Source organism: Actinomycetospora aeridis (assembly GCF_037400275.1).
Taxonomy (GTDB): Bacteria; Actinomycetota; Actinomycetes; order Mycobacteriales; family Pseudonocardiaceae; genus Actinomycetospora; species Actinomycetospora aeridis.
Genome location: NZ_JBBEGL010000004.1, coordinates 279,115 through 289,515, shown reverse-complemented (window position 1 = coordinate 289,515; position 10,401 = coordinate 279,115). Strand labels below are relative to the sequence as shown.

Sequence of the window (10,401 nt, the reverse complement as noted above, 5' to 3'; positions counted from 1 at the left end):
ATTCGGTTACGCCGTGCGGCGCAGTGGTTGTGTCATCCAGACGACTGACGCCTTCACGCATCGTTGATCGAGACGTAGATTGCCGATCGCTCGATCGGGTGACACCGGAGGATTCGGCCTCCGGACGTGCGCCCCGTGTGCAGCGAGAGGGGCGACGCGTTGGGACCGGTGGCCACGACCGGAACGACCGACCGACCGCAGCCGGCCGACGCGCCGGCGGCGTCCCGCCTGCCCGCGCCCACGAAGCCTTCGACGCCCCGTTCCGCCGCCCGCTACGACGCCCCGGTGGCGCCGCGCCCCGCCCGCTCGCTGCTCGGTTTCCGCTCGGCGGTGAGCTGGCAGGCCTGGATGCTCGTGCTGCCGGTGGACGCCGTGCTGCTCCTCGCGCCGGTGGTGTGGCTCCCGCAGTACGCGAAGGCCGTGCTGGCGATGACCGTCATCGCGCTCGTGCTGCTCTCCGGCGGCGGGCGCTACCGCGCGCGGCTGCACCTCTCGGTGCTCGACGAGCTGCCGATGGTCATCGGGCGCCTGCTCGTCGCCGCGGCGCTCGTCGCGTCGGTGTTCGCGCTGCGCCACGACGGGCAGGGCGTCGAGACGTTCCTGCTGATCGTGCTGCCCGGCCTCGGCCTGGTGGTGCTCGGGCGGATGGCGACGACGCGGTTCATCCTCGCCGCCCGCAAGCGCGGGGTGGTCGCGCACCGCACGCTGGTGGTCGGCGGCGGCCCGCTGGCCGCGGACGTGATCGAGCTCCTGCAGCGCCACCCGCGCTACGGGCTCGCGGTCGCCGGGTTCCTCGACGACGGCCGCCGCCCCGTGGCCGCCGACATCGCCCCGCACGTGGGTGCCCTCGCCGACCTCGAGCGCATCGTCGTGGAGAACGGCATCGACGTCGTGCTCGTCGCCGGCGGCGAGTTCGACGAGGCCGAGCTGCTCGACCGCGTCCGCAGCCCCGAGTGCGCCGGCTGCGACCTGCTGGTCGTGCCGCGCCTGCCCGCGTTCGTCACCCAGACCACCACCGGCGACCACATCGGCTCGGTGCCGGTGATGCGCATCCGCACGCCCCCGCTGGACGGGGTGAGCTGGTCGCTCAAGCGGGTCTTCGACGTCGGCGTGAGCGCGGCGGCGCTGCTGCTGCTCGCGCCGGTCATGGGGCTGATCGCGCTGGCCGTGCGCCTCGAGGGCGGGCCCGGCGTGATCTTCCGGCAGCAGCGGGTCGGCCGCGACGGTCGGCAGTTCGAGTGCCTGAAGTTCCGCTCGATGCGCCCGGCGGACGAGAGCGAGTCGGCGACGCAGTGGTCGATCGCGGACGACGACCGCGTCGGGCGGGTCGGGCGGCTGCTGCGCCGGACGTCGCTGGACGAGCTGCCGCAGCTGTGGAACATCCTGCGCGGCGACATGACGCTGGTCGGCCCGCGCCCGGAGCGCCCGCACTTCGTCGAGAAGTTCTCCTTGGAGCTCCCGCGCTACGGCCACCGCCACCGCGTCCCCTCGGGGCTGACGGGTCTGGCGCAGGTCAGTGGCCTGCGGGGCGCCGACACCCCGATCTCCGACCGTGCGCGGTTCGACAACTTCTACATCGAGAACTGGTCGCTGTGGCTGGACGCGAAGGTGCTGCTGCGCACGATCAGCGAGGTGCTGTTCGCTCGCGGGCGCTGACCCGAGCTTTGTCAGCCTGGCGTCCACGCTGACGTCCAACGTCAGGATCGCCACCCGCTCGCTGTCGCGACACGCCGGAGGTCACCCCGACCCGTGTCCCGGAGACACGGGTCGGGAGTTCCGCCTCAGGCCCGGCGCCGCGCGGCCGTCCACGCGGCGGCGGACGAGACGCCGAGCAGCACGAGCGCGGCGCCGCCCACGGCCCACGAGGAGTCCGAGCCGTCGCCGGCGTCGACTCCACCGCGGGGGTAGTCGGCAGCGTCCTCGACGGTGCTCGCGTCCTGGGCAGCGTCCTGGGCAGCGTCCGTGCTCGCGTCCGTGCTCACGCTGTCGGCGCTGGTCTCGCCGTGCGCCAGCTCGACGTCGGTGACGGTGGTCGTCCCCGACGTCTCGATGCACGGCTCGTCGCCGGCGTGGTGGTGGCCGTGGTGATCGACCTCGTCGACGTCGCCCTCGTCAGGACGCGGGTGGCCCGGCTCGTCCGGCGTGCCGGGCTGGTCGGGGGTTCCGGGCTGGTCGGGGTGGCCCGGCTGGTCGGGGTTGCCCGGCCCGTCGACCGCTCCGCACACCTCGGGGTGGTCGCGGTAGAAGGTGCCGAGCGTCGCCCACTGCTCGTGCAGCGCGATGCTGAGCTCGTCGATCGAGGTGTCGAGGTCGTCCCAGAGCGCGGCGTAGCGCGCCTCGGCCGCCTCGTACTCGTCGCTCTGCCACGCCGCGTTCTGGCACTCGGAGGTCCATTCCGCGTATGGGGGCAGGTCGGCGTCGCCGACGTAGCCCTCGTCGCCGGGGCGCGGACCCACGGCGGCGGTGACGGCGTCGATGTCGTCCTGGTCGACGGTGTGGAAGCAGCTCACGCCGCCCGACGTGCTGGCGAGCGTCTGGTCGCCGACGTCGTGGAGCACGTTGCCGTAGGTGTGGGCGTCGGCGAAGAGCGCACGGCGCCCGGCGTCGACGAACGGTGGGCCGCCGGGGCACTGGCCGTCGGCGGTGGTGAGGATCGGCATGTCCCAGCCCTGCGCACCCGTGGAGGGGTCGCGGACGCCGGGGTCGCCCTCCGCGACGGTGTAGTAGCAGAGGAGGCCCGCGGTGCCGTCCGCGAAGCCGGTGAACGCGACGCCGTGGTCACCCGGGATGTGCATGTCGTTCGTGCGCCACACCTCGGGTCCGCACTCGGGGAGCTTGTAGACGTCCACCCCGTGGACCTGGTCGGCCTGCTTCTCGTAGGCGCCGATCACCTGCTCCCGCGTCGGCGGTGTCGGGACGAGGGGCGGCTGGCCCGGCTCGTCCAGCGCGGCCGGCGGCTCGAGGTCGGTGACGACGGTGTCGTCGTCCACGACGGTCTCGGGCCCGGGCTCCTCGTCGTCCACCGGCGCGGGGAGCGGGGTCGCCTGCTCCTCTTCGGGCTCGGGGGTGTCCGGGTCGTCGACATCGGTGGCCGGGACCTCCGGCTCGGTGGGCGTGGTGCCCTCGGTGCCGTCGAACAGCCCGAGGTCGGTGAGCTGCGGCTCCACCGGCTTCGACGGCTCGGGTGACGGCGCGGTCGTCGTCGCCTCGGTCGTCGTCCCCGGCTCCACCGGCGCCTGCTCGGCGGCCAGCGCCGGCGCGGCACCGGTGCCGAGGAAACCGAGGGCCGTGACGCCCGTCAGCACCTTCCGTCCGGTCGCCGCCGACATCCCCGAAGCCCGCCGGGCCGCGTGCTTCCCCATGTTCTGTCCCCCCAGGTCGTGGCCCGCGGGAGCAGCTGCCCCGCGACGCTGAGCCGGAGGTCGGAGATCCGCTGTGATCTGTTACGCACGGCGACTGCGTCACGGCGATTGTTCACTCTGTGGAGTGACGCCGTGCGGCCTTCGCCCGCCGGCTCTCGCTGGTCCAGATCAGGAGCACACGGCGCACCCATCCACGCCCGCCGGCATGAGCGACGCACTCCTGATCTCCGACACGATGCCGCGGCCGCCGCACGCCCGAGGAGCGAAGGAGTCCCTCGCTGCCTCCCACGCAGCCGAGGAGTCCCTCGCTCCACCTCGGCGCGCCAACCCGACGTGCTGACACGCCCCGTCACGATCTCATCGAGTGATCGACCGTTCGTCGCATAAGGGCGACCGTTCATCCCGATGGACGCGTTGACTAGGACAAATTCCCTCCGGACGATGACAGAGCGTCTCGGACAGGGGGCCCGAGGCCAGCGGTTCGGGGGTCCAGGCGATGTTGCGCAAGAAACCGGCGTCGAGCAGTAGGCCGAGCATCCCGGGCCGCGAGCCCGAGGCGAACGGACGCGAAGTGTTCGTGGACGCCGTGCCCCGGCGCGTCGTCGTCGAGGAGGAGTACTTCCTCGAGCAGGAGATCTCGGAACGCCGCTCGATCGACTGGGCGCGGGGGAAGGCGGCGCGCGGGAGCATCGAGTGGCAGGTGCCGTTCGACGGCCCCGAGATGCGGCGGATCGCGCGGTCCGCATCCGCGCGCGCCCGGCTCCACGCCTGGAGAGCGCCGGTCTCGGTCGGCCGTCTCGCCGTCGCCGACCACGAGGCGACGGACCTCGCCGACGTCGCGCTGCTGCGTCCCGGGCACGACACGGTCCCGCTCACGGTGCCGACGCACCGGGAGGCGTTCCCGGCGGGGGAGTACCTCGCGGCGGGTCGCTACGAGGTCCAGGGCCGCGTCGACTACGGCCTCAAGCCCGGGCGGCCGGCGCTCCACCCGGTGAAGTGCTGGGTCGACGTGAACGACCCGGACACCGCGGCCGACGGCAAGGCGCGGGCGGGCGACGTCGCATACGACCCCGTGTCGCGGGCGGCCGCCCAGCGCCTGGTGCAGTACGGCGCGTTCCAGCGCGGCCTGGAGTTCTCGGTGGCCGTCGAGGTCGCGGTCGACGTCCCGCGGCACCGGGAGATCGGCGACCCGGTCGTCCGGCGCGTCTCGCTGACGCTGCCGCACCTCGCCTCGGCGGACCCCTCCTCGCTCAGCCTCACATACGACCGCCGACGCGAGCCGTTCCAGCACCACGCCCCCAGCCGCGGCGTCGAGTGGACGAACGTGGCGACGGTCGCCCGCCCGGACGTGCCGGACGAGAACGGCATGGACTTCCGCCGCCGGCGGTTCGACGCCGGCCCGATGTCCCTCGCGGTGGGGCAGCCCGGCGAGCTGTTCGAGACGCGCGAGGTGGTGATCCACACCGAGGTCGAGCTGCCCGGCTACCTGCTCTCCGGTGCGGAGGTCCGGCTGTTCGACGCCGCGGGCAGACTCGCGGCGCCGGAACGGCAGCCGGTCTGCCGGACGATCGTGCACTCGCAGTCCACGGTGATGCTGGACGACGCGTTCGCCCGGCGGTGGTTCTCGCCGTACCAGAGCATCGTCTTCGACGAGATCGTCCCGGAGCCGCGGCGGGTGAGCGACGTCGTCAACGTGCTGCACACCCTCGGGTTCGACGTGCACCAGAAGGACTTCGCCGACCCGGACAACCCGAAGGACCTCTTCAGCTTCCTCAGCGCGGTCCGCGGCGATGGACCGACGACGAGCAGGCTCGCGATCCTCGTCCGGGGCCGCGAGCAGTCGACGGAGCGGAGGTCGAAGCAGGGCCCGGATCTCCGGTACAGCAGCCGCCTCGAGAGCGGCGAGCTGGTCGTCGAGGTCAAGGGATGGACGCGGGGCGACGTCGGGGCGCTCGTGCGCCGGATGAACGAGCTCCACCGCACCCTGCGCGACCGGTTCCGTCCGCTGAGGTCCCGGCGATGAGGCCCCGCACGGAAATCCGTACCCGCGGCGGCGAGGCGCGCTGCGACGTGTGCTGGGGCGGCCCGGTGGTCGCCGTGTGCAGCGGATGCCGGCACCGCCTGTGCCGGGCCCACGACACGATCCTCGACCCGATGGGCGTCGTCCCCTTCGGGCGGGCGGCCAGGATCGACCGCACGGCCTGGCACACGGCGGCCCCGTCACAAGGCCCGACGAGGCCCGCTACGTCCCCGCCCGATGTCGGACCCGACGTCGAGCCCGACGACGCCGAGCCGGACCCCCCGTCCGCGACGACGTCGGACCCCGACGCGCCGGAGGGCGCCGAGGGGGAGAGCCCGTCCGGCAAGGGCACCCCGACCGTCGACGACTGGCGGACGTTGCGCCTGCCGCGCGGGGTCGCGGGCCGGCTCGACGCCGAGTGGGGGTACGTGCCGCCCCCGATGGAGAGCGACGACGACTGGAATGCCGCCGATCGCCAGGCCCGCCCGCAGGACCGGCACCTGTGCCCACGTTGCGTCCCGCTGGACCGTGGCTGGCACCCGGAGGTCGTCGGGGCCTGCCTGACGGGGGCGGTCGCCGCGGGCGCGTTCGCGTCGGGCGTGGTGGTCGTGGCCGGTGTGCTCGGGGGTCTCGCCCTCGTCCGCGTCGGCGGGCACCTCGTCCGGTCACGGACGCGCCGCCGACGTGACCTGCCGTTGTTCCCCGCGGCGGATCCCCAGTTCCGGCGGCCGCGGATGACGGAGACGGTGACGGCGGAGGCCACGCTCGACGCCGCGCAGAACTACGTGTCGACGACGAAGTCGGTCGCGGGCGCCGTCGAGGTCGACGCCTCGTGGTCGAGGGTCGAGGCGAACACGGGGGCCGAGCTGGCGCGCGCCGCCGACGTCGAACGGATCACCGCCGGGCACGTCCTGCTCCAGGGACCGGGCGCGCTCACGGTGCGCGAGGACCCCGACCAGACCAGGACCGAGACGACGGGCAACAGCCTCGTCACGCTCACGCCCCGGGCCACCGGGACCCACCACCTCACGGGCCCGTGGGCGGTGAAGGTCGCCTACGACCCGGACCGGGAGCGCGCCGAGCGCGCCGTCGAGCTCTGGGTGACCCCGACGATCGCGCCGGACTCCGGCCGGCGGGTCCTGGAGCTCGACGTCAGCTGGTGCACCCGGGGCGAGGAGCGGTACGACCCGGGGCTGCGGCTCAAGAAGCTCGACCTCGTGCGGGTAGCGATCCCGCGGACGTGGGGCCGGATCGACGGCTCGTCCCACGCCGACATCGCCACGATCAGCCGGGACGAGGACCACTCGGTGGTCGAGTGGACGAACGTCCGCGTCGAACGTCGCACCCTGCGGGGCGTGCCGATGCACTTCGGCGCCCACGCCGTCGACGAGGAGGAGGACATCGTCCGGTTCACCCAGGGGCGGACGCGGGGCACGATCCACCTCTCCGTGCGCATGATGAGCGACATCCCGCCCGACGCGACGCTCGCCGCCCGCGTCGAGGCCCGGTTCCTCGGCGCGGCCTCGGGGCTCACCGGGGCGTCGTTCCACTACGCGGGCGGCGGTCAGCGTCCCGAGAACCGACGGCCCGCGGTGGTCGACGGTCCGGGGATCGACCACCCCGAGGAGTCCGAGTACGGCCACCGCAACGTCCGGCCGACCACCCGGTACCTGCTCGACGCCGCCCTCGACCTCAAGGGCCTGCGCTACCAGGCGGTCCGCGGCGTCCCCGACCGTGACCAGCCCGACGACGAGCAGGGCGCCGCGGAGTTCCCGGGGGTGGCCCCGGACCACGACACGGTCGCCCGCCTCGTCGAGGCGCTCGGCGATGCGAAGTACTACGTCAAGCGCACCGTCGAGAACCGCCCGCAGCTCGGGCACACGGCGGGGACGACGGCGCGCTCGTGGGACATCGGCGGGCGCTTCTACGAGGGCGTCCACCCGATCGACTTCGACCTCCAGCTCACCGGCGAGGAGCCCATCGGGTCGGGGGCGGAATCGGTGGCGAGGACGGCCGGCGCGCGGTGCCGCATGACGGTGCACGTGCGCGGGGCGCACGCGAGCGCGGTGACCCACGACCGCGTGGTCGACGGGTACCGGCAGCTGTGGGTCGTCGTTCGCGGCGTCCTCGGGACCACCGAGGAGCAGCCCGCCCCGTCTCGGGACGACCGGGACGACACTCCGGCCAAGGAGCGCGCCTGCGCCGCGGTGCGGCAGGGATGCCGGCGGGGCGAGATCACGGAGGCCGCGATGCAGGACCTCCTCGACCGCATCGAGGCGGCCTTCGAGCGACCGGAGGAGTCATGAGCTGGGAGTGCACGTCCTGCGCGCGGGTGGAGCGGGACGACGCGTCGGTGCTGGTCGACGGGGTGTGCCACCACTGCGGGGTTCTGCTGTGCCGCGACGACCAGTACGTCGTGTGGGACCGCGATGTGCTCGGCGCGACGGCCGGTGGACGGTGGGCCGTGCACTGCCGGACGTGCCGCGACGACAACCACCGGTGGGCCGTGCGCGGCGTCGCTCGGTGATCGGGCTGGCGCTCGCACCGACCCGACTCGTCGCCAACACCCCCACCCCGGTGGTGGTGCGGCTGCGGAACCACAGCCCCGGACTGTGCTCGGAGGTGACGGTCGAGCTCCGCTCGTCGCCGCAGCTGACGCTGCTGCGCGGTGGAGGCAGTTTCACCGTCCCCTCCCTGGCGGCAGGCGGCGCCTGCGACCACGAGGCCGTCGTCACGAGCGCAGCGCCGGGGCGCCAGGTCCTGCGCGTGCACCGGCTCGAGTTCGTCGGACCGGACGGGCGGCTGCGGCGGGGGAGCGGGGAGCTCGTCGTCGACGTCGCCCCCGCCCCTGTGCCGGCGCCCCGCCCGCCACGACGAGGCTCGGTCTTCCTGAGCTACCGGCGATCCGACTCCGACCCCGCCGTCCGCTGGCTCGCGTCGGGGCTCGAGGAGGCATTTCCCGGCCGCGTCTTCCACGATCACTCCAGCCTGCGGGGAGGCGACCTCTTCGAAGCCCGGATCACCCGCGAGATCCTCGGCTCCGAAGTGCTCGTCGCCGTCATCGGACCGACGTGGCTGAAAGCCGAGAACGAGGCCGGGCGACGTCGCCTCGAGATCGACGGTGATCTCGTTCGCCACGAGATCACCACGGCCCTGTCGCGGGGAGTCGACGTCGTGCCGCTGCTCGTCGACGGCGCGGAGCCGCCGCGTCCCGAGCAGCTGCCGGAACCGCTCCGGCCGCTCTGCGATCGCCACTTCGTGGAGCTGGCACCGACACGGCACAGCCTGGACCGCGTCGTCGGCCTCGTGAGCGGCTTCGTCGGTCGCTGACCGCGCGGCCGTCAGGCCGGAGGGGGCGAGCGTCGCGGATCGCTCATCCACAGCAGGGCGTCGAACGTGCGCGCCAGACTGACACGGTCGGCGAGGCCCACGTCCTCGCGCGCCCGGACCAGCTCCTCCACGTACCGCGGGTCGGCGCGGAGCAGGTCGCGCACCTCCACCCAGTAGTTGCCGTGGTTGCGCAGCCCGAGCTCCCGCCGCACGACTCTGTCGTAGACGGGGACGAGACGCGGGCGTTTCCGGGTGAGGAGCTTCGACGTCTTCGTCGGACCGATCGACGCCCTGTCGCCGCGCCGTCTCACCAGGTCCCAGACGCGCTCGGCGGGCGACCCGGGGCCGATGTCCGCGTCGGTGGCCTCGTGGAGATCGAGGGCGACCGGCACGTCCTCGAGCAGCGCGGAGATGGCCTCGCCGTCCCGGCCGAGGACCCGCAACGCGGCGTGCTCGGTGATGCTCACGCCGAGCAGGGACACCGCGACGAGGTCCTCGGCGGTGATCCGCGATGCGTCGGGGCCCTGATCTCCACCTCCGCCGAGCGCCTCGAACTGCGAGCCCGAGAACGCCCAGCCCCCGTCGAGCTCACCCTGGAGGTAGCCCGTGAGGGTCTTCCGCGTCCACGCACGGGACTCGTCGTCGCCGTCCGCTGCTCGGACCAGCCACGGGGGAGGCGCCACCATCCGGCCACGGTAGGACCGCGCGGAGTCCGTTTCGACGGTCTCCGCCCGAAGGGATGACTACTCGTCCGGCCTCCGGATCCTCCGGATCGTCCCCTGCCCCCAGACCTGCCACAGCATCCGCGGCGTCACCAGCGCGTGGGGGATGGGCACGTCGGTGCGGGCCAGGCTGGGGTGGTCCGCCGCCGGAGCGCGCAGAGGACAGTCCGGCACCTTCGGCGGGGGTTCGATCTTCCCCCGCGCCAGGAACGTCACCGACCGCAGCGACCCGCCCATGGCGTGGGCGACGAAGTCCCAGTCGGTCGACACCGCCCCGGCGAGGTCGACCCACGATTCTCCGCGCGGCCCGCCCACGCCGCCGAACGTGTCCGACAGCAGCGCCGAGGCCTTCCGGATCCACCAGGGCTCGTCGAACTCCTCCCCGATCCCGCTCCCGGCGGGCGGCACCATCTCGGCGCGGGTGAACGGCCGGCCGTAGGCGGTGGCCACGAGCTCGGCGCAGTAGTAGGCGGGCTCGTCGTCGGTCGCCGCCCAGGCCGAGGCCACCGAGCAGGCCGCGGAGAACAGCGGCTCCGAGTACCCGGGGTTGCGCGGCTCGACCTCGAACGCCCGCAGGGCCGCGGCGACGGTGACGAGCTTGACGAACGAGAACTTGCCCTCGTCCTTCGGGTGCGGGCGGTACTTCCCGAGGTAGGCCAGGGCCCGCGCCCGCAGGTCGTCGGACATCGGGATGCAGTAGAGGTCGCGGTGCTTGTGCCAGAGCTCGGAGAAGGGGTCCCAGCGCACCCCGCCGAAGTCGAGGCCGTCGTCGAGCTTGGTGGCCAGGGCGCTGGCGAGGTGGTCAGCGGGTCCGTCACCGGGCTCGACGCGCACCGCGATCCCGGAGTGGGAGAACCGCGTCCCGTCGAGCGCCTCCATGAGCCGCCCCAGCGGCTCACCGGGGATCTGGGTGACGAGGAGTAGGTCGCCTTGGCGCACCTCCCTTGGTTCCATAACCCGGAAGGCC

General features: G+C 73.6%; 8 protein-coding genes. 5 read left to right on the top strand and 3 right to left on the bottom strand.

All coding sequences use genetic code 11. The features are described from left to right. The first annotated feature begins 168 nt into the window (after positions 1-168). Positions 169-1,656: a sugar transferase gene (locus tag WCD41_RS16100; protein ID WP_337714475.1), complete on the top strand. Its 1,488-nt coding sequence runs from the start codon at positions 169-171 to the stop codon at positions 1,654-1,656. Positions 1,657-1,781: 125 nt separating this feature from the next. Here WCD41_RS16100 and WCD41_RS16095 read toward each other — a convergent pair whose 3' ends face one another. Beyond that, on the bottom strand, positions 1,782-3,362 hold the full coding sequence (locus tag WCD41_RS16095; protein WP_337714474.1) for a hypothetical protein: 1,581 nt from the start codon (positions 3,360-3,362) through the stop codon (positions 1,782-1,784). Between the two features lie 577 nt (positions 3,363-3,939). Between WCD41_RS16095 and WCD41_RS16090 the strand changes: the two genes are divergently transcribed. From WCD41_RS16090 to WCD41_RS16075, 4 genes are all read left to right on the top strand, one after another. Further along, positions 3,940-5,385 carry a hypothetical protein gene (locus WCD41_RS16090; RefSeq protein WP_337714473.1) on the top strand — a complete coding sequence of 482 codons (1,446 nt, stop codon included), beginning with the start codon at positions 3,940-3,942 and terminating at the stop codon, positions 5,383-5,385. Further along, positions 5,382-7,688, top strand: coding sequence for a hypothetical protein (locus tag WCD41_RS16085; RefSeq protein WP_337714472.1), 2,307 nt, complete (start codon positions 5,382-5,384; stop codon positions 7,686-7,688). The genes WCD41_RS16090 and WCD41_RS16085 overlap by 4 nt, the downstream gene beginning before the upstream one ends. Beyond that, positions 7,685-7,909 carry a hypothetical protein gene (locus WCD41_RS16080; protein ID WP_337714471.1) on the top strand — a complete coding sequence of 75 codons (225 nt, stop codon included), beginning with the start codon at positions 7,685-7,687 and terminating at the stop codon, positions 7,907-7,909. Before WCD41_RS16085 ends, WCD41_RS16080 begins: the two co-directional genes overlap by 4 nt. A 95-nt stretch (positions 7,910-8,004) precedes the next feature. Then, positions 8,005-8,712, top strand: a complete 708-nt coding sequence (locus WCD41_RS16075) for a toll/interleukin-1 receptor domain-containing protein (RefSeq protein ID WP_337714470.1) — start codon at positions 8,005-8,007, stop codon at positions 8,710-8,712. 11 nt (positions 8,713-8,723) lie between these two features. Here the strand turns inward: WCD41_RS16075 and WCD41_RS16070 are convergent, their stop codons facing one another. Together WCD41_RS16070 and WCD41_RS16065 are read right to left on the bottom strand one after the other, a co-directional pair. Next, a complete protein-coding gene (locus tag WCD41_RS16070; RefSeq protein WP_337714469.1) occupies positions 8,724-9,398 on the bottom strand; it encodes a DUF6308 family protein in 675 nt (224 codons plus the stop codon). Between the two features lie 57 nt (positions 9,399-9,455). After that, positions 9,456-10,373 carry a hypothetical protein gene (locus WCD41_RS16065; RefSeq protein ID WP_337714468.1) on the bottom strand — a complete coding sequence of 306 codons (918 nt, stop codon included), beginning with the start codon at positions 10,371-10,373 and terminating at the stop codon, positions 9,456-9,458. Positions 10,374-10,401 lie beyond the last annotated feature (28 nt).

Bases quoted from the DNA above. Each gene is read 5' to 3' on its own strand.
- WCD41_RS16095 (WP_337714474.1), bottom strand. From the start codon at position 3,362: ATGGGGAAGCACGCGGCCCGGCGGGCTTCGGGGATGTCGGCGGCGACC.
- WCD41_RS16085 (WP_337714472.1), top strand. From the start codon at position 5,382: ATGAGGCCCCGCACGGAAATCCGTACCCGCGGCGGCGAGGCGCGCTGC.
- WCD41_RS16080 (WP_337714471.1), top strand. From the start codon at position 7,685: ATGAGCTGGGAGTGCACGTCCTGCGCGCGGGTGGAGCGGGACGACGCG.
- WCD41_RS16070 (WP_337714469.1), bottom strand. From the start codon at position 9,398: ATGGTGGCGCCTCCCCCGTGGCTGGTCCGAGCAGCGGACGGCGACGAC.